The 18,361-nt window shown below is 39.0% G+C and carries 16 protein-coding genes and 1 tRNA gene; 4 read left to right on the top strand and 13 right to left on the bottom strand.

The window, feature by feature from the left end:
* Position 1 precedes the first annotated feature (1 nt).
* Entirely contained in the window at positions 2–2,371 is a 2,370-nt protein-coding gene (pbpC, locus tag SJY23_RS03745) for a penicillin-binding protein 1C (RefSeq protein WP_396597500.1), read from the top strand.
* A 12-nt stretch (positions 2,372–2,383) separates the two neighbouring features.
* Here the strand turns inward: pbpC and SJY23_RS03740 are convergent, their stop codons facing one another.
* The 4 genes from SJY23_RS03740 to SJY23_RS03725 are packed head-to-tail and all read right to left on the bottom strand — an operon-like array spanning position 2,384 to position 4,278.
* On the bottom strand, positions 2,384–2,851 hold the full coding sequence (locus SJY23_RS03740) for a CYTH domain-containing protein (RefSeq protein ID WP_396597499.1): 468 nt from the start codon (positions 2,849–2,851) through the stop codon (positions 2,384–2,386).
* Between the two features lie 23 nt (positions 2,852–2,874).
* On the bottom strand, positions 2,875–3,252 hold the full coding sequence (locus tag SJY23_RS03735) for a VOC family protein (RefSeq protein ID WP_396597498.1): 378 nt from the start codon (positions 3,250–3,252) through the stop codon (positions 2,875–2,877).
* A 5-nt stretch (positions 3,253–3,257) separates the two neighbouring features.
* On the bottom strand, positions 3,258–3,626 hold the full coding sequence (locus SJY23_RS03730) for a VOC family protein (protein ID WP_396597497.1): 369 nt from the start codon (positions 3,624–3,626) through the stop codon (positions 3,258–3,260).
* Positions 3,610–4,278, bottom strand: a complete 669-nt coding sequence (locus SJY23_RS03725) for an NAD(P)H-binding protein (protein ID WP_396597496.1) — start codon at positions 4,276–4,278, stop codon at positions 3,610–3,612. Before SJY23_RS03725 ends, SJY23_RS03730 begins: the two co-directional genes overlap by 17 nt.
* A gap of 57 nt (positions 4,279–4,335) precedes the next feature.
* On the opposite strand from SJY23_RS03725, the gene dinB reads away from it, so the two are divergent.
* Positions 4,336–5,448, top strand: a complete 1,113-nt coding sequence (gene dinB / locus SJY23_RS03720) for a DNA polymerase IV (RefSeq protein ID WP_396597495.1) — start codon at positions 4,336–4,338, stop codon at positions 5,446–5,448.
* Here the strand turns inward: dinB and SJY23_RS03715 are convergent.
* The 7 genes from SJY23_RS03715 to SJY23_RS03685 form a co-directional block, all read right to left on the bottom strand.
* Positions 5,445–5,879 carry a YybH family protein gene (locus SJY23_RS03715; RefSeq protein ID WP_396597494.1) on the bottom strand — a complete coding sequence of 145 codons (435 nt, stop codon included), beginning with the start codon at positions 5,877–5,879 and terminating at the stop codon, positions 5,445–5,447. The two genes, dinB and SJY23_RS03715, sit on opposite strands and share 4 nt — an antisense overlap.
* Before the next feature lie 52 nt (positions 5,880–5,931).
* Positions 5,932–7,035, bottom strand: a complete 1,104-nt coding sequence (locus tag SJY23_RS03710; protein WP_396597493.1) for a DUF4407 domain-containing protein — start codon at positions 7,033–7,035, stop codon at positions 5,932–5,934.
* 215 nt (positions 7,036–7,250) lie between these two features.
* Positions 7,251–8,522 (bottom strand): mechanosensitive ion channel family protein, encoded by a 1,272-nt coding sequence (locus SJY23_RS03705; protein ID WP_396597492.1) that lies wholly within the window; start codon positions 8,520–8,522, stop codon positions 7,251–7,253.
* Positions 8,523–8,607: 85 nt separating this feature from the next.
* Positions 8,608–11,226: a M56 family metallopeptidase gene (locus tag SJY23_RS03700; protein ID WP_396597491.1), complete on the bottom strand. Its 2,619-nt coding sequence runs from the start codon at positions 11,224–11,226 to the stop codon at positions 8,608–8,610.
* Positions 11,223–11,594: a BlaI/MecI/CopY family transcriptional regulator gene (locus SJY23_RS03695; RefSeq protein WP_299147852.1), complete on the bottom strand. Its 372-nt coding sequence runs from the start codon at positions 11,592–11,594 to the stop codon at positions 11,223–11,225. The genes SJY23_RS03700 and SJY23_RS03695 overlap by 4 nt, the downstream gene beginning before the upstream one ends.
* An 86-nt stretch (positions 11,595–11,680) precedes the next feature.
* Complete coding sequence (locus tag SJY23_RS03690; RefSeq protein ID WP_396597490.1) at positions 11,681–12,352, bottom strand: hypothetical protein; 672 nt, start codon at positions 12,350–12,352, stop codon at positions 11,681–11,683.
* A 217-nt stretch (positions 12,353–12,569) separates the two neighbouring features.
* Entirely contained in the window at positions 12,570–13,958 is a 1,389-nt protein-coding gene (locus tag SJY23_RS03685; protein WP_396597489.1) for a dipeptidase, read from the bottom strand.
* Positions 13,959–14,248: 290 nt separating this feature from the next.
* Here SJY23_RS03685 and SJY23_RS03680 point away from each other — a divergent pair, with 290 nt between their 5' ends.
* Together SJY23_RS03680 and SJY23_RS03675 are read left to right on the top strand one after the other, a co-directional pair.
* Positions 14,249–15,634 (top strand): cell wall anchor protein, encoded by a 1,386-nt coding sequence (locus SJY23_RS03680; protein ID WP_396597488.1) that lies wholly within the window; start codon positions 14,249–14,251, stop codon positions 15,632–15,634.
* Positions 15,635–15,811: 177 nt separating this feature from the next.
* Positions 15,812–15,893: transfer RNA gene (locus tag SJY23_RS03675), tRNA-Leu, on the top strand.
* 145 nt (positions 15,894–16,038) lie between these two features.
* On the opposite strand, the gene SJY23_RS03670 is transcribed toward SJY23_RS03675, so the two are convergent.
* Positions 16,039–16,983 carry a carbohydrate kinase gene (locus tag SJY23_RS03670; protein ID WP_396597487.1) on the bottom strand — a complete coding sequence of 315 codons (945 nt, stop codon included), beginning with the start codon at positions 16,981–16,983 and terminating at the stop codon, positions 16,039–16,041.
* Positions 16,976–18,322, bottom strand: a complete 1,347-nt coding sequence (locus tag SJY23_RS03665) for a sugar porter family MFS transporter (RefSeq protein ID WP_396597486.1) — start codon at positions 18,320–18,322, stop codon at positions 16,976–16,978. Before SJY23_RS03665 ends, SJY23_RS03670 begins: the two co-directional genes overlap by 8 nt.
* Between the last annotated feature and the right edge of the window lie 39 nt (positions 18,323–18,361).

Here is an 18,361-nt window from a genome sequence, read left to right as displayed (position 1 = left end):
GATGTACAGCCGCCTCCTACATATCATAAAGCGCCATAAATTCAAGTTTATACTTGTGGTGTTATTTATGTTGTACTGGGCTTTTTCTATACCGCAGCAGGTTTTTAAAGATCCTCACGCTACCGTGGTTGAGAGTGCGAGTGGTGAGTTGCTGGGCGCCCGCATTGCTAGTGACGGGCAATGGCGTTTTCCGGTACTAGATAGTGTTCCTCATAAGTTTGAAAAGTGTATTCTGTTATTTGAAGATGAGTATTTTTATACCCACCCAGGATTTAATCCCGTGGCGATGGGGAAGGCAATATGGGGTAATATCACTACAGATAAGCGTCGTGGTGGGAGCACCATTACACAACAAGTAATTAGACTTTCTAGAAAAGGAAAACAACGCTCCTATACAGAAAAAGTAGTCGAACTTATAAAAGCTACACGTCTCGAGGCAGGCTATTCAAAAGATGAAATTCTTGGTATGTATGCTACCTATGCGCCCTTTGGCGGTAACGTAGTAGGGTTAGAAACTGCCGCTTGGAGATATTTTGGACTCCCGGCGTCACAGTTAAGTTGGGGGCAAATGGCGGCACTGGCAGTATTACCTAACAATCCTAGTATGGTGCGACCGGGTAAAAATGAGATTACGCTTTCGCGAAAGCGTAATAACCTCCTTAAAAAACTTTGGGAAACAGGAGAGATAGACAAAACCACCTACGAACTATCGCTGCTAGAAAAACTACCCGGAAAACCCTACCCATTACCACAAATTGCGCCTCATCTAGTTGATAGAATTACTAAAGAATCTCGTGGAAAAAGAGTTCAAACCACGGTACAACTTCCTATACAGCGAGACCTCAATAGACTTGCCGAAGAGCATTATGGCCTGTTAAAGCAAAATGAAATTTACAACCTAGCGATCGTGGTTATAGATGTAAATACAAAAGAGGTTGTAGGCTATGTAGGAAACGCACCAACAGATGCAGCACACCAAAAAGATGTAGATATCATCACCAAATACCGCAGCACAGGAAGCACGTTAAAGCCATTGCTTTATGCGGGGATGGTAGATGAGGGACTCATATTGCCACAAACATTAGTCCCAGATATACCTACAAGTATCAATACGTATAGACCACAAAATTTTGACAACGAGTATCAAGGCGTAGTAGCTGCAGATGTGGCTCTTGCAAAATCGCTTAATGTACCTGCAGTGCGATTACTACGTGAATACGGGCTTGACAAGTTTTATAAAAATGTACAAGAGATGCATATGGGAGGTATAAATAAACCCGCCTCTCACTATGGACTTGCAATGATATTAGGAGGTGCAGAGAGCAGCCTTTTTGAATTGACAAAAACCTATGCAGGGATAGCAAACACCCTTAACACATTTAATAGGTCTAGTAGTGAGTATACTTTGGAGTCTTTTAGCGATTATCGTTATGTCAAAAGAGATAATCTGGCTTCTGTAAAAAAGAGTGTCCCCTTGCAAAGTGAGCCCGAGGTATTTTCGGCGGGAGCTATTTATAAAACGCTTGAGACATTGCAAACTGTAAATAGACCAAGCGGCGAAGAAAACTGGCAGTTTTATGAAGATGCCCAACCTGTGGCTTGGAAAACAGGGACGAGTTTTGGTTTTAAAGATGCGTGGGCAGTAGGGGTTACGCCTCAATATGCAATAGGAGTGTGGGTAGGTAATGCAGATGGAGAAGGAAGACCAGGGATTACAGGAATACAAGCAGCAGCGCCACTGTTTTTTGATGTGTTGCGTAGCTTGCCAGTAAATGGCTCTTGGTTTGACACACCATACGATGCACTCGTGGAGACCACGGTTTGCATAAAAAGCGGGATGAAAGCGAGTCCATATTGTGTAGAAACACGTAAAGAGCAAATACCTCACGCTGGGGAGCATACAGCTTCTTGCTCATATCACAAGCAAATGTACCTCTCTGCAAATAAGGAATATCTAGTAAACTCAGATTGTTATGAGCTTGATGAGATGACGGCTGTCACCTATTTTACGCTACCTGCTACAATGGAGTATTACTATGCAAGCAAGCATCCAGATTATAAAGAATTGCCACCATACCATCCAGATTGTAGCTTTTCTGGAGAAATGCCTATGGCATTTATGTATCCTAAAAATAATGAAGGTGTTATTCTTCCCAAGGATTTTGATGCAGCAGTAAACGATGTTGTGTTTAAAGTCTCTCACCGTAACCCTGAGACTAAGATTTTCTGGTATCTAGATAATGAGTTTATAGGAGCTACAGAAGATTTTCACGAGCTAGCTGTTACGCCAGGGGTGGGAAATTATACACTCACTGTAGTAGATGCAGCGGGTAATGAAATCAAGAAACAAATTGAGGTTTCTAGGGGTTAAGAAAAACAACTTTTACCAATTTTTAAAAGGATTCTCAGATAGCTGCGAGTTGTAATACTTGTTATCTCCAGTCACTTCGCTGCCTACCCATTCTGGTGTTGTAAAATCTTCCTCTTCAGCGTTTAGTTCTATTTCGGCGATGGTTAGTCCTTCGTTATCTCCATAAAATTCGTCTATTTCCCAAGTGTGATTACCTGCGGTATACTCGTAACGCGTTTTATCTATAACTCCGGGAAGGCATAGTGATAGAAGCGTTTGCGCCTTATCTACTGCGATTTCTTCTTCTACTTCTACACGCGTAGTACCGCTGTCGTTTGATTTTCCTTTAATGGTAAGAAAGCCTTTCTCGCCTTTAATTCGCACTCTTACAGTACGCTCAGGATCTGTACTTAGATAGCCTTGAGTAATACGAGTTGCCTTTTGAGCAACTTCTTTAAAAGCCGCTGAGGTTACTAGGAATTTTCGTTCTATTTCTAACATAATGTTGCTGTTATATCTAGCCTTTAGTTAATGCGCCACGGCGGGTTTTTGCGATTATCACCAGCGTAGTAAAGAATAATTTGATTCCCATCTGGATCCTTAAGTCTTGCCTCTCGCCACAACCACGACTGGTCTGTGGGCAATAGGTCGAAAGTAACATTCTCATCTTGTAATCGTGCCACTTCTTGGTCTAAACGCTCTGTTTCAAAATATACCGTTACTCCAGCACCTGCAGGTAGCTCATCTACAAGATGTATAGAAAACGTAGCATCTCCCTCTGGGCACTCAAAGCGTGCATAATGTGGCAAGGCTTTTACAATGAGACGCAATCCTAGTTGCTCATAAAAAGCAATGGAAGTTACAAGATCTAGTGACGGTACGGTGATTTGGTTGAGGTTCATAGCGTTTATTTTTGCCAGGGAGTTACGGTCGTAGGAGTGTCCTTTTGGTAAAGCACCACATTATTCCCATCGGGATCTTGTAGTGTTAAGTCCTTTCCACCCCAGTCTCTGTATATGGTGGGGATGAATACGCTTTCGCGAAAGCGTAATTCAAACACCTCAATACCGTCTGTTTCAAAGTAAACGGTTACGGGTTGTTCTGGAAGTTTGAGATTATAATAAGCTGTAAAAATGACTTCGTGCTCCTTATTTTCAAAATGTGCGTGATGCTGAGGCTCGTGCTCAATAAGTTCCATACCAATGCCTGTATAAAAGGCAATCGCCGCTTTAAGGTCTCGAGAGGGAACGGTGATGTGGTTAAACGTGGTAGGCACTGCTTAGTTCTTTAATCTCAATATTTGTGATGTCTGTGTGGGTTACTGTTTGTTTTGCAAGTTGTGCCATTGCTCTAGCAATATCTTTTGCTTGTGTAGACTTCCACTTTTTGAGCGGTCCCACCATAAAAAAGTCCATAACGGCCATCATCATTTTAAGAGCTTTCTCGCCTTTGCGAGCGTCATCTGGGCGGCCATTTATAAAAGCAGGTTTAAGAATGTGCGTGTTCTCAATGCCTACCTTACTCAAGTCGCCCTCCATCTCACCTTTTGTACGCACATAGAAAAACGGACTCTTAGCCGAAGTTCCCGCCGAAGAAATGACCATATAACTTGCTATACCGTGTTGTTTTGCTAGTTGTGCCGTTTCAATCGGGATGCCGTAGTCTATAGCTTTATATTTCTCCCTATCTGGCGTTTGGGCTTTCGTTGTGCCTATGCAGCAAAAAATAACATCACCTGTAAATTGCTCCTTGAAGGTACTCGTGTCTAGTAAATCACAAATAATCTCTTCTACTTTCTCGTGTGTAAAAGAGGTAGGCCGCCTTGTAAAGATTTTCACTTTAGAAAATGCTGGGTCTTTTATGAGTAACTCTGTTAAAAGTCCGCCAGTAAGACCTGTGGCGCCGAGTATGATTGCTGTTTTAGACATACTCAAAGTTACGATTTATAGTACAAAACCTTCTGAGTACTTTGTAACTTGCATACAATGTCTGAGCTGCCTATAAAAAAGATAATTCACGTAGATATGGATGCATTTTATGCATCTGTAGAGCAGCTGGATAACCCAGATTTACGAGGTAAAGCTATTGCTGTAGGTGGCGGTGGTGAGCGTGGTGTGGTAAGTGCAGCGAGTTATGAGGCTCGTAAATATGGCGTGCGGTCTGCTATGGCGGGTGCGCTTGCGCGAAAACTGTGTCCCGACCTCATATTTGTAAAGACTAACTTTGAACGATACCGAGAGGTCTCTGCTCAGATACGCTCCGTTTTTCACGAGTTTACAGATCTTGTAGAGCCCTTATCACTAGATGAAGCCTACCTAGATGTCACCGAAAACAAAGTAGGAATGCCTAGCGCAACCGTTATTGCCTCGTGGATACGACAACGCATAAAGGAAAAGACAGGACTAAATGCCAGCGCAGGAATAAGCATCAATAAGTTTATTGCAAAAGTTGCCAGTGACATTAATAAACCCAATGGTCAGAAAACCATACCGCCAGAGGAGGTAATCACCTTTCTTGAGGAACTAGACATCAGAAAGTTTTATGGCATAGGAAAAAAGACTGCCGAAAAAATGTATCTACACGGCATTTTTACAGGGATGGATCTCAAATTAAAATCAAAAGAATATCTGAGTGACAACTTTGGAAAGAGTGGAGCTTACTACTATGATATTGTGAGAGGTATACAACATAACGAAGTAAAGCCTAACCGCATACGCAAGTCACTTGCGGCTGAGCGTACCTTTAGAGAAAACATCACTTCGGAGATTTTTATGCTTGAAAAGCTAGAACATATAGCCGAAGAAGTGGAGAGAAGATTAGAAAAAAGCAAAGTAGCAGGTAAGACCATTACTCTCAAAATAAAATACTCAGACTTTACACTCCAGACCCGCTCAAAAACGCTGGACTTATACGTGAGGTCTAAAGACATCATACTAGAAACCGCAAAGGACTTACTGTATCAAGAAAAAATGAAAAATAGCGTACGGCTCTTAGGCATCTCACTATCTAACCTCAATACCGAAGACCGTAAAAAGAAGGACGCAGCAAAAGCTGTAAAAGAAGAAGAGATCGATGTACAGATGCGCTTTACCTTCTAGCAAGACATATCTGCTACGATTTTCCAGGCGCCGTTTATACGCTTAAAGATGATGATAAAAACACCGTCTGCATTTCCTACTCTACGTTTGAGATGATATTCTCCCATCACGTAATAAGCGTTTTCTTCTATGAGTGTCATATCATTAATCACAAATTGCAACTCACCTGTGTGATCTAGCGTGGGGTATCCTTTTTTATAATTTGCTAGTGTGTTTTCCCATCCATAGGTAAGGCCTTTACTTCCATAAAACTTTAAGGAATCACTCTTCCAGTAACTTTGCATAAAAGCTTCTAGATCTCCCTGTGACCAGGCTTCTTGTTGTGCTTTTAAGACAGCGGTAATGGCTGCCTTATCTTGAGCAACTGTATGTTGTTGCTGGCAGTTTATTAATAAGAAACTAGCAAGCAAGAGCGTGATAACGATTTTCATAATAAGCCTATTTCCTATAAAGATACATTATAGCACATAGGACAAAATGTGACTATCCTAAAATTTTAGTCTGCCGCCTGTAAAAGGCATCTTGCTGTCGTTTTAAAATCTCTTTTGCCATCTTTTTCTTGTAGTTGTATAGCTCTTCATCTTGAGCGATGTCTGTATACACGCGATCATTTACAATGTGATCTGTTTCGGTAAGGATCTTGCGTTGTAAGGCTTTTTGTGCACTCCATTCTTTAATGGTGAGCTCGTGGTCTGCAAGTTTTATATCATACTCACCCATAGGCGAGATGAGCTTAGAAAATATAGGTGCCGTCTCTATGGCAAGAAAGAGTAAGAAAATAAACAGCGAGGGTAACCACGGGAGTTCTTTCATCGCATCTATGCGCGCCATTAATCCGTCAAAATTATTTATAATAGGTTGACTCGTACTTACAGCAGTATTGAACTCGTCGCGCAGTTGTATTTTTTGCGCTTCGGCTTGTGCTATTTTTTCGGCATTTGTGGCTTTGAGAGTAGTGAGTTCTGCAAGAGCGGCATCGTGTTTATCTCGCTTTTCTTGATAGACTGGGCCTTTGCCTAGTAGCTCAGTGCCAGCAGTACCTTCTGCCTCGTCTATGTAGATTTCATACAGGTTATTTACTTCTGTCTCTTTGGTAGCGATTTCTTGTTTTGCGGCAGCTATTTGGGCATCTAGTTTATTGATTTCTGGGGTGTACTGCGCGAGTATCTCGCCTTGATTTTGCACGGTAAACTCATTTTTTTGACTGAGCATCACGCGGTCTATCTCTTTCTCAAATATTTTAAGCTCTAAGGGTTTTGAAATCACCACAGCAATAATTACCGCAAGAATAAGGCGGGGAATTGCCATTCCAAATTCTTTCCACCAGTTGTTTCGCTTTTTAAGTGTAGAAACAATAAAACGGTCTAGATTAAAAATTACCAGTCCCCATAATAAACCAAAAAGTATGGCTCTATACACATTATCAAAAACGGTAAAAAGCGCATAGGTTGCTGCGATGGTGGCTAATACGGCTGTAAAAAATACGGTAGCACCTATGCCAGCATATTTATTCTTCTCTCCGCGAGAGCAGGTGTCTAAAACGTCACGATCTGCACCAGAGCAGAGAATAAAAAAGGATTGAATCATAATACGGTTCGTTTAGTTAGTTTTTTTGAGTGGATGGTTGTTATGCAACCGGCTGATTGATGAGGGTGTGGAGTACTACAACGACGGTTTTCTGCTTTTTCGTATGTATTACACAACAAGGTGCAGGCGTAGGTGAGTCTCTTGCTTTAAGAGACTCATAAAATATGAGATTGTTGCAGTTGTGTGTGTTACGCTTTCGCGAAAGCGTATAAAACCTATTGAGAAACGTCTATAAAGTTATCACGATTAGGACTACTAGGGTACTCAAAGAGCTCAAGATCAAAGTAAGGTACGGCGGCCAAAAAATGGTCAAAAAGATCTGCCATTATGTACTCGTAGTTTTCCCATTTTTTGTCTTTACTAAAGCAATATACCTCTAGAGGGATACCTTGCGCAGTAGGAGCCAGCTGGCGACACATAAGAAGCATCTCTTTGTGTATGGCGCTGTGGTTTTGAATATAGGTCTCCATATATTTTCTAAAAAGACCTACGTTAGTCAGGTTGCTACCATTAATCTGGATAGACTTATCAGAATCATCTCGCTCGTTAATGCGAGCCAGTTTTTCCTCCATATTTGTGAGGTAATCTGTGATGAGTCCTATTCTCTTAAAGCGCTGTATATCCTCGTCTGTAAGAAATTTTATGCTGTCTTGTTTTATATATAAAGAACGTTTTATGCGACGACCAGGACTGTCTGTCATACCACGCCAGTTCTTAAAAGAGTCTGAGATAAGCGCGTAGGTAGGTATGGTTGTGATGGTCATATCAAAGTTTTGAACCTTTACCGTTGCGAGGTTAATCTCTACCACATCACCATCTGCTCCATACTTTTCAAAAGTGATCCAGTCGCCTATGCGCACCATATCATTAATAGCAACCTGAATACTTGCTACAAACCCAAGAATAGTGTCTTTAAAAATGAGTAATATAATGGCTGAGGCGGCACCAAAAGTTCCCAAGGCCTGCCCTAGTGATACAGGTGTGAGAAGACTTATTGCATAGAATATAGTAAACACCCACGCAAAAATCATAAAGACCTGTATGTAGCTATCTATAGGTTTATCACGTAAACCTGGTACTGTTTTAAAGTAATCTCTAAGGGTATGTAAAAGTGCTCTTATAATACGTAGCGCAAGAATGACTCCTATAAGATTGAGTATGACACTAAAGACGTGCTCGATTTCAAGGAAATCATCTAGTACAAATGGAAGCGCTCCTATAAGTAAGTACAACGGGAGTATGTGTGCTAGTCTTCTAGGTACACGGTTTTTGATGAGGAGATCATCAAAATTTGTTTTTGAACTTTTTGAAATATATGCAGCGAGGTTGCGCAGTACTTTACGCACGAGCATATCTGCCAGAAAAACCATTACTAGCACAATAATACCTAGTACAAAGGCATTGAGATACTTAGAGAAGGTTTCTGATAGTCCCCAATCAATAAAATGATCAAAGAAAAAACAGCTTATTTCCTTTTTATAATCCATTGCCGCAAAGCTACATATATCTGTATTAATTGCTTTGCTATTGGCTTTGTTTTAAGAAATAAGCTGTGTGAAGTATAGCTTGTAATTATTCTTTGATTTTCACAAATTTGAAAGATGGTTTCTCTTTTTCAGAACCTCTTGAAATGAGCTGCATAGTATACAAAGGGTTTTCAAATAATTCAATCATCTCGTCGTCTGAGAGTAACTTGTCATTATAGTAATAAAGTGCTTTTTGTTGAAGTAGATCCTTATGAATAATCATTTTATTATGTAAGGTAGAAGTCTGCGTGCTAATATTAGGTTCTTTAGATTTAAGTATCGCTTCTTCTTTTGAGATTTCTTTTCCTTCAAATTCAAAAGTACCGCCATTTAGGGCGTGCTGTTCAACGTCTTTTGATAAAGAACCATCTTCATCATAACTTGCTTTAACTTCAAAATGTTTGCTTTTTTGGTTTATTGGATAAGGCTGATTTTTATCCTTCTGTTCATCATTCATATCATCATAAATAATTTGAATTGTTTTTAAATCAGCAGCAGGAATTTGTTTAACAGTTTTGTTTTTATATTTTGATGTGAGGCGATTGTAAATTTCTAATTGGCGTCCATCAACTCCTGCATTTTCAGGAAGCTTATCTATAATAACTCCATTCTTGTTATTATTCATCACAGCTAGTGCCTTTTGACCAGTTTCAGTTACAGTGATTGTTAGAGTATCACCTTTTTTAATTGCTGGTTTTTGTGGCATATTATTATCCTTGCTTCCTATAAAAGTTTTGGGCGGGTTGCTGTAAGGATACGGTGTTTTAATTTCTGTTACACCACCTTTTGCAAGGCGTACAGCTTCTTCATAGGTTACTTCTTTTCCGTTATAGATAAAAAGGCTACCCAGTTTGTGCATTTTAAGTAAATGTTCTTCTGGAGATGGCGGCGGTGGCGGTGGAGGAAGCTCTCCTCTAGGTGCCGGTGGAGCAGGAGGTGGCGGAGGAATAAGGCGTAGACTGTTATTTGCCTTATACAATTGCGTTTGTCTAAAAACAGTTTCGGCTTTATTTATAAACTCTTTTGAGTTGCCCTTAAAAATCATAGACCTCACCGGCTCTGCAAACTCTTCTTTTGTCCACCGGGCGGTGATATTATCTACGCTTTCGCGAAAGCTGTCAAGCGGACTGTATTGTCCATTTATATAGATACTATCATTTCGTACCTCTATAACTAGTGCGTTTTTACCATTACGTGCTGCACCTTCTATAAACTGTGTGGCGTAGGTTGAGGTTTGAGGTGCCTTGGTAGTTAGGTGTTTTTGACTTTGCCAGTATGGACTAGTCCATACATCTACTCTATATCTACCATTTGTGCGATCACTAATAGCGTAGTAAGGGAGATCATCTGGATGATAATCTAAAATAGTTTTATTTGAAATTTCCTCGTTGTCTAAAAATATGGCAAACAACGATGTGTTTTGCCACTTAACAAGGTCTTCATAGTCTGGTTTTTTTGATTTTACAAAATTTGCTCTTACAAGTGCATTTGCCTCAGGATCAAAAATTGCATTTTGATCATCAACTAAATTTGAGGTGCAAAAAGTAACTCTACTAAAATTCCATAACTCTGCTACAAGAAATTGTTTTTCTCTTCCTAACTTGCTAGATACTCCTGGTCTACCTTGTATAGATAAGTAGTCGTAAACCGTTTTCTTAATAAGGTTCTCAATGCCTTGTATAGAGATAGGTTTTAGTTTGTAATAGAAATTACCTTCGGTGTCTAGTTCTAGCTCTAGAGTGTTTGTTGCACTATTCTCGTATGACATAATACCAGATATAGCATTTGGTCCCGATTGAGCAACAATAGCTTGATTAAAAAAGAGAACACACAAACCTATGATAGGAATGAGTAGTAATGCGCGCAGCACTACTTTTTTACGACTAAATGATTGTGATAACATAACGATTCGTTTTTTGGTTAATGAATAATTAAAAGGACTCTCGAGCGCAGTGTGATGAGTACTGCTTGCATAACTTAAGAGTATGTTTTGATATATAGCAATATTACTTTTATCTGCTATAGCACCTTGATCTGCTAGAAATTCGTGGTTTAATTTTATAGAACTTTTAAAGAACCACACCAGCGGATTGAACCAGAAAATGACCTGTATAAACTCTATGGCAATAATATCTAGGGAGTGCTTTTGGCGTACGTGAGTTGCCTCGTGAGCAAGTACTTCTGGAGCTATTTCCTGTTGTGTGTATGATTGTCTGTTTACAAAAATCCACTTAAGAAAAGAGTGTGGTACCATCACTTGCTCTAATAGGGCAAGCGTAAAGTGTGATGATGGGTGAAGCTCTGCCTGATGTATCTTTCGCTTTAAGCGCACAAGATTTACAATAAAACGTGTTCCAAAAATGAATACCCCTAGAAGGTATATTCCCCAGATAGCGGTGTTTGTGTAATCTACTTCGGTAACCTGAGGCACTTGGCTTGGCGCAGAAACTGTTTCTACATATTCTTGAAATATGGGAGTAATCTGTGGTGCTTCTGCTGCTTGGTATGTAAAGGTGATAAGCGGTATGGTAAATGAAAACACAAGACTTGCCAGGAGGTAAAATCTTTTAAAGTGGTGCATCGCTTTTCCTTCTAGCGCGAGCTTATAAAAGCCAAATAGGATGCCTAAACATAAAGCGCTTTTTAAGAGATAGATGAGTATCATTTCTTTTTGGCTTTAAGTTGGTTATCTATGATTTGTTTTAACTCCTCTAGTTCTTGCTGTGAGAGATCTGTCTCACGGGTAAAGAATGAAGCAAACTGCCCAGCACTATCATTAAAGAAATTTTTAATCAGCCCATTTACGTGTTTTGAGAAGTAGTCTGTCTTCTTTACAAGAGGGAAGTATTCCCTAGAACGGCCGTACTGTTTATAATCTACAAACTTCTTGTCTTGCATACGCTTAAGTAGCGTTGCGATTGTCGTGGTCGCTGGCTTTGGTTCTGGATATGCTTCTATGAGATCTTTCATAAAAGCCTTTTCCTGTTTCCAGAGCAATTGCATAAGCTGTTCTTCAGAAGTGGATAGTGCCATAATGTTCTACAGTGTTAGAATGTACTCTACAAATGTAGAATAATATTTTAATTCTACAAGTGTAGAATAATAATTATTTTAGATTTTTAATTATTTATTTTTTTAAGGAAAATTTTTAAATCTAATGGATCTTTAAATTTCAGTCTACTTTCTTTGAGGATTTTTTTTATAACACCCTTATCTTCATTAGAAAACAAACCGTAAATGTTGCGCTTTGTAACTTCAAGGGGTTTTTTGCCACCATTAGTGCTGATTAAAAAATAATAATCATTGCTAATTTTTCCAGCCTTATCTGGTACTTGCGGATTTGGTGCCTTTTCAGGAAGCCTTAATGTTTTTTCGTGTTTGATATAATATGAATTTGAATTATAGTCCCCGATGTACTCTAAGTATCCAATTATCGAGTTGTTATTTTTATCTAAAAAATTTGTGTAAATAAACAAGCGGCTGTCATATGAAACTTCAACACCATAAGCTTTCTCTAAAAAAGTGTGTGATGAGCTAGTTTGAGTTGCTTTACGCTCAAAAGTATCACTGTACACATCATACCTTAGATATAGTTTTGTCTCTTTATTAGTAAGCTTATCCTGAACTGTACTCAATTGAAAATCATCTTCAAGATATTGAGAACCCTTAAACGTGCTAAGATCATGCTCTCTATCTTTATTACTTCTATAATCTTGAGTTGCTGATAGGGTCTGCCCAAAGGAGTGAGAAACTGATAACAATAAAGTTATAATTACTAGAAAAATTTTCATATGATTGATGTTTAGTTAATTGCTCTCAATATTTGTACCGAATTTATAAAAATTAATAATGCCAAAAGTATTTCTTATGAAGTTGACGACCTAGCAAATTCATTTTACCAACTAAAACGGAGTATTTAATCCTCTAGGTACCTAGAGTTGGAATAAAAAAAACGCCTTAGTAATTACTAGATTACCAAAGCGCTTTTTTATTATTTAAGATTTACTGCTACTTACTCATCTCAGTAAAATACTGATAGAAATAAGGAATTGTTTCTATTCCTTTTAAGAAATTCCATACGCCAAAATGCTCGTTTGGTGAGTGTATCGCATCACTGTCGAGACCAAAGCCCATAAGGATTGTTTTGCTTTTAAGTTCTTTCTCAAAAAGGGCCACAATAGGAATACTACCTCCACTACGTTGCGGGATAGGTGTTTTTCCAAAAGTTTGCTCATACGCCTTTTCGGCAGCTTGATAAGCCACGTTATCTATAGGAGTAACATAACCTTGACCTCCGTGATGTGGTGTTACCTTAACTTTTACGCCTGCTGGAGCAATACCTTCAAAATGCGTTTTAAATAGTTCTGTGATTTCTTCCCACTCTTGATGTGGAACTAGTCGCATTGAGATTTTTGCATATGCCTTGCTTGCAATCACTGTTTTGGCTCCTTCTCCAGTATATCCTCCCCAGATACCGTTTACGTCTAGGGTAGGGCGTATAGAGTTGCGCTCGTTTGTAGTGTAACCTTTTTCTCCATACACAGCGTCTATATCTAGCGCTTTTTTATACTCATCTGGTGAGAAGGGTGCTTCACCCATTTTATCGCGCTCTGCCTGTGTGAGTTCTTCTACCTTGTCATAAAAGCCTTTTACAGTGATGTGATTATTATCATCGTGTAGTGAAGCAATCATTTTTGATAACACATTAATAGGGTTTGCTACGGCACCACCATAAAGACCAGAGTGAAGGTCACGGTTAGGTCCTGTAACTTCTACTTCTACATAACTCAAGCCACGTAGGCCTGTTGTAATAGAAGGAATATCATTTGCAATCATCCCCGTGTCTGAAATAAGGATGACGTCATTTTCTAACTTTTCTTGGTTACGCTCTACATACCAAGCAAGGTTTGCGCTTCCTACTTCTTCTTCACCCTCTATCATAAACTTTACGTTGCAAGGAAGCTTATCATTTGCAACCATATATTCAAGCGCTTTTACGTGCATATACATTTGCCCCTTGTCGTCACAAGCGCCACGTGCAAAGATGGCACCCTCTGGATGCTTGTCTGTTTTTTTTATTACAGGTTCAAACGGTGGTGAGTCCCATAGATCAATAGGATCTGGTGGTTGTACGTCATAGTGACCGTACACAAGTACAGTAGGTAAGTTTTTATCTATAATCTTATCTGCATACACAATTGGGTAGCCTGGTGTCTCGCAAATTTCTACCGTATCGCAACCGGCATCTCGCAGACTTTGTGCTACAGTTTCTGCTGTTTTTACAGTAGATGTTGCATAAGCTGGGTCTGCGCTAACACTCGGTAATTTTAATAATTCAATTAGTTCGTTTAAGAATCGATCTTTATGTTGGGCTATATATTCCTTAGAATTTTTCATCAAATAGTAATTTATTCAAAAGTACAAATTAGGGTAGTTCTTTGATAGCGTGGAATATTTTAGATCATAACATTTTTAGATATATCATCTATTTTGTTTAAAATATTACTAGTAACAAATCAATAAAAAAATGCATTTATAATTTAAATATTAAAATATTATGTATTTCATCGATTAAAGAGTTAATTTGAACGGTATTTGTATTGTTAAATTTTAATTTTGAAAAAAAATTTATCATGAGATATATAATTACTTTTCTGTCTTTTGTGACTTGTTTTTTAACATTGAATATGACAGCGCAAGTTGGGATTAATACCACTAGTCCCGATCCATCATCTGTACTTGACATACAATCTGAAGTAGGAGGTTTGTTAACCCCGAGAATGACGACAACCCAAAGATTAGCCATTTCAAGTCCTGCGCAGGGGTTACTAGTTTACGATACTACATTAGATGCCTTTTATTACTATGGAGCAGGATGGGAGGAAGTTAGTATTAATAATACTAGAGATAATTATAAACTAGTTAAGGATATTTCTGATCTAGCAGAAGAGCTTGCTGCTGGTGGTGGATCTACCTATTTATTGAGTTCAAATTTTCTATATGAAATCAACGGATCTATCGTTTTTAATGCTCCTATAAATATGAATGGTGCCTATATTGAAGGCGTAAATTCTTCTCAAGATATATTAGTTAATGCTTCTGGAGTAGCGCTCTTTCAAGGGTCGCCAGGTAGAATGAGGAATCTCACAATATCCGGTGGGTCGGCTCCTGTTTTTGATATTACAGGAACAGGGTCAGATTTATTAGTTGTGAATAGTACTATATTTACTGGAGCTAGTACTATGGGAACATTACATTCTCTAGGAACGGCTTTTTTCAGTATTACACAATACGTGAGTGTGAATGATGGTTTTAAGTTTTCTGATATTGGCTCCTTTTTTATGAATAATGTTTTTTGGACTACTTCGAATTCAGGAACGTTTGCAACAGTTTCTGGAACGTTCAATAATTTTCAAATTGCTAGTGGTAGGATAGAGGCAGATGCTGGTGAGGTAGGGATAGATGTAAGTGCAGATCCTATAATTGTAAATGAAGCTAGTTTAAATGGACTAAGCTTTGTAGGGGCTGGGACATTAGTATCTGGATATACCACTGGAAGTTATACAGATTTTAGCTTTACTACAGATTGGAACGTTAACTGTTCAGGTATTCCAACAGAAACTGATGATCAATCTACAGCCAATTTTTATAGTACCTCGACAATAACTACTGGCTTTACTCAAAGTATAACAAGCGCTGCAGCGGTTCCAATTGTAGGAAATGGAGCATTTGATAATACGGAATTATTTCGCTTTCAATCAAATACGGCAAATAATAGATTGATATATGAAGGTAAGAAACCTAGAAACTTTCAAATTAGTGCATCATTATCCGTTCGCGTTTCTGGCGCTGCAAGTAACTTTTATAGTTTTATAATTGCAAAAAATGGTACTGTAGTAGATGATTCAGATGCATTGGTTCTCATTGAAAGTGACACTCAAATACAATCTGTATCTATTAATACTGTTGTTACTATGGAGAGTGGTGACTATATAGAAATTTATGCTCAACGATTAACGGGAAGTGGTACAGATACACTTGTGGTCTTTTCGGAAAATTTGACTATTAGGTAATTTTTTCAGCAAAGGCTTCATTAGTGTTATAATCAATAAGATAGCTTGATGTATTGTTAGTTTACTTCATAAAAAGCGAATTTTTTTTTAATTTCTTTAAAATATTATTTTGAGATTGAAAAAAAGTATTATATTTGCACCCCGTTACGAAGTTATTACGTGACGATGTATTGAAATGCGGGCGTGGTGGAATTGGTAGACACGCCAGACTTAGGATCTGGTGCCTCACGGTGTGGAAGTTCGAGTCTTCTCGCCCGTACAAAAACCTCTCAAGAAATTGAGAGGTTTTCTTTTGCAATAAACTCTCGCTTGTAGAAGCAACAAAGCCAACTTAAAAAGTTGACTTTGTTGTTATGTATGCGTACTAAGTATGTTGAATTCAAATTTTCGCGAAAGCGTAATTACTATATATCATCAAGTAAGTCATTTACCTCATTATTATGCACCACTGGGTTTGCGCCAGCTTTACCAGCCACTAAGCTGCCCATAGCGCAAGCCACTTCAAGTGCATCATCTGCCGTTTCTCCAGATAGTAGTCCAAAGACTAGCGTTGCTAGAAAACTATCTCCAGCACCTACGGTGTCTACCACTTTGGTTTTGAAACCTACTTGAGTGTGTATGCCACCTTTATGTAATAACATCGCTCCCTCTGCTCCTAGCGTGACACAAACGATAGGAGTCTCAGTCATTGCACTAAGCATTTTAAGTTCATCCTCGAGTGTCTCTGCCTCTATGCCCATAGCTAGGACAACTAGCTCTAGCTCTTCATCGTTGAGCTTGATCATATCTGCAGCTTCCATGAGTCCTACTACCACTTCAAGGTCGTAATGTGGGGCACGAAGATTCAAGTCAAAAACCGTAAATTTAGATCGTTCTATCAGTACTTCTATTGCTTCTAGATTTATTGGAGGCGTAATTTCTTCTTCTAAGTCCAGTTGCATAGCGTCAAAATTTACGCTTTCGCGAAAAACTAGACTTCCTATAATCAGAGCGTCTGCATCAGTCACAGCTGCGACATTAGCTTCAGTCCATGCAATATTGTCCCAAGCAGCATTGTCTCCTATTTCATAAGAGGCGACACCTTTTTTATCAAGTGTAACGTTTACTTGCCCTGTGGGTTTGTCATTGCGTTGAATAAATTTAGTGTCTAATCCTAGTTCTTTTATCTTAGCAAGTGCCTCTTTACCTAAAGCGTCATTTCCTAAAGATGAGATCATAGATACATCTACCCCAAAGGAGTGTAAACGTAGCGCAACATTAAGTGGCGCGCCGCCTAGTCGTTTCTCATCTGGGAAAACATCCCATAATATCTCGCCGTAACTGGCTATTTTAAGTGGTGTATTAGGCATCTGTAACAAGGTCTTTTTCTAGTTCTTCTAGGGTACGTCCTTTGGTCTCTGGCATAGCAATAATTGCCCATAATAGTTGGAGTACCATCATTCCTGCAAAGAAATAATAAATATTCCAAAGATGGTCTCTCATTATGCCTTCTTTATCATCTATAAAAAATGGAGTTACGAGCGTTATGACGGCTGCAAAAACCCAGTGTGTACTCGTACCCCAAGATTGCCCATAAGCGCGCACCCGATTTGGAAAAATTTCTGAGATAAAAACCCATATAACAGCACCTTGTCCTATAGCGTGTGACGCAACAAAGGTACATATGAAAGTAAGTAAGAGGGCTGGACTTAGTTGCATCTGGAAACAAATACCTACCATAATAAGGCTCACAATATAACCTACAGACCCTATTATTATAAGTTGTTTTCTTCCTAGCTTGTCTAGTAATCGCACGCCTATAAATGTAAAGATGATGTTTACAATACCTATCGCAATAGAGTTAAAGAGCGACTCAGAACCGCCAAGACCTGCTTGTTCTAATATTTGTGGAGCATAATAGAGCACAAAGTTGATACCAGATAACTGATTGAAAAAAGCAATAAGGAAGCCTAACCATAGTACTTTTGAATATTTCTTTTGGAAAAGATTTTCTGAGGTTTTAGTTTGCTGTAAGTCTAGTTTTATTTCTTCTAGTCTCGACTGTGCAGCCCCAGCTCCTTCATATATTTTTTGTAAAACAAGCATTGCGCCTGCATCATCTTTTTTCTGTAGTACGAGCCACCTCGGGCTGTTAGGCACTTTCATCACCATAAGCGTATATATAAGTGCAGGTATAGCTTCTACACCTAGCATCCACCGCCAGTCGTTTATGCCATCTACACCTTTAAGCAGCCAGTTTGACACAAATGCAATGAGGATACCAAAGACGAGCCAGAACTGATAGAGACCTCCCAGTTTACCACGGTTAGACTCAGAGCTTATCTCAGATATATAAATAGGTGCCGCCACAGATGAGACTCCCACACCAATGCCTCCTATAAATCTAAAGGCAGAAAATGAATACGGATCTTGTGCTAGCGCACAGCCTATGGCAGAAACAAAAAAGAGGATTCCTATCCAGAAGAGTGTCTTTTTACGTCCCAATTTTTTAGTAGGAAAACCACCAAGTAGTGATCCAGCCACCGTACCCCATAATGCCATACTCATTATAAAAGTACCGTGCATAAAAGGCGATAAATTCCATAACTCCTTTATGGGTGAGTTTGCACCACTTATAACTACGGTGTCAAAACCAAATAAAAATCCAGCGAGGGCAACGGTAATACTCCATTTTGTAATTTCTTTCATATGCCTTGTTTAGGGTGATGAGAGGTCGCGTGCTTCTAC

Origin of the sequence: Dokdonia sp. R86516 (assembly GCF_044596715.1) — a bacterium.
GTDB lineage: Bacteria > Bacteroidota > Bacteroidia > Flavobacteriales > Flavobacteriaceae > Dokdonia.
This window is presented reverse-complemented; position numbering and strand designations above follow the sequence as displayed.

Coding starts and splice junctions, on each gene's coding strand:
- pbpC (WP_396597500.1), top strand. CDS start 2: ATGTACAGCCGCCTCCTACATATCATAAAGCGCCATAAATTCAAGTTT.
- SJY23_RS03740 (WP_396597499.1), bottom strand. CDS start 2,851: ATGTTAGAAATAGAACGAAAATTCCTAGTAACCTCAGCGGCTTTTAAA.
- SJY23_RS03735 (WP_396597498.1), bottom strand. CDS start 3,252: ATGAACCTCAACCAAATCACCGTACCGTCACTAGATCTTGTAACTTCC.
- SJY23_RS03725 (WP_396597496.1), bottom strand. CDS start 4,278: ATGTCTAAAACAGCAATCATACTCGGCGCCACAGGTCTTACTGGCGGA.
- dinB (WP_396597495.1), top strand. CDS start 4,336: ATGTCTGAGCTGCCTATAAAAAAGATAATTCACGTAGATATGGATGCA.
- SJY23_RS03715 (WP_396597494.1), bottom strand. CDS start 5,879: ATGAAAATCGTTATCACGCTCTTGCTTGCTAGTTTCTTATTAATAAAC.
- SJY23_RS03710 (WP_396597493.1), bottom strand. CDS start 7,035: ATGATTCAATCCTTTTTTATTCTCTGCTCTGGTGCAGATCGTGACGTT.
- SJY23_RS03705 (WP_396597492.1), bottom strand. CDS start 8,522: ATGGATTATAAAAAGGAAATAAGCTGTTTTTTCTTTGATCATTTTATT.
- SJY23_RS03700 (WP_396597491.1), bottom strand. CDS start 11,226: ATGATACTCATCTATCTCTTAAAAAGCGCTTTATGTTTAGGCATCCTA.
- SJY23_RS03695 (WP_299147852.1), bottom strand. CDS start 11,594: ATGGCACTATCCACTTCTGAAGAACAGCTTATGCAATTGCTCTGGAAA.
- SJY23_RS03690 (WP_396597490.1), bottom strand. CDS start 12,352: ATGAAAATTTTTCTAGTAATTATAACTTTATTGTTATCAGTTTCTCAC.
- SJY23_RS03685 (WP_396597489.1), bottom strand. CDS start 13,958: ATGAAAAATTCTAAGGAATATATAGCCCAACATAAAGATCGATTCTTA.
- SJY23_RS03680 (WP_396597488.1), top strand. CDS start 14,249: ATGACAGCGCAAGTTGGGATTAATACCACTAGTCCCGATCCATCATCT.
- SJY23_RS03670 (WP_396597487.1), bottom strand. CDS start 16,983: ATGCCTAATACACCACTTAAAATAGCCAGTTACGGCGAGATATTATGG.
- SJY23_RS03665 (WP_396597486.1), bottom strand. CDS start 18,322: ATGAAAGAAATTACAAAATGGAGTATTACCGTTGCCCTCGCTGGATTT.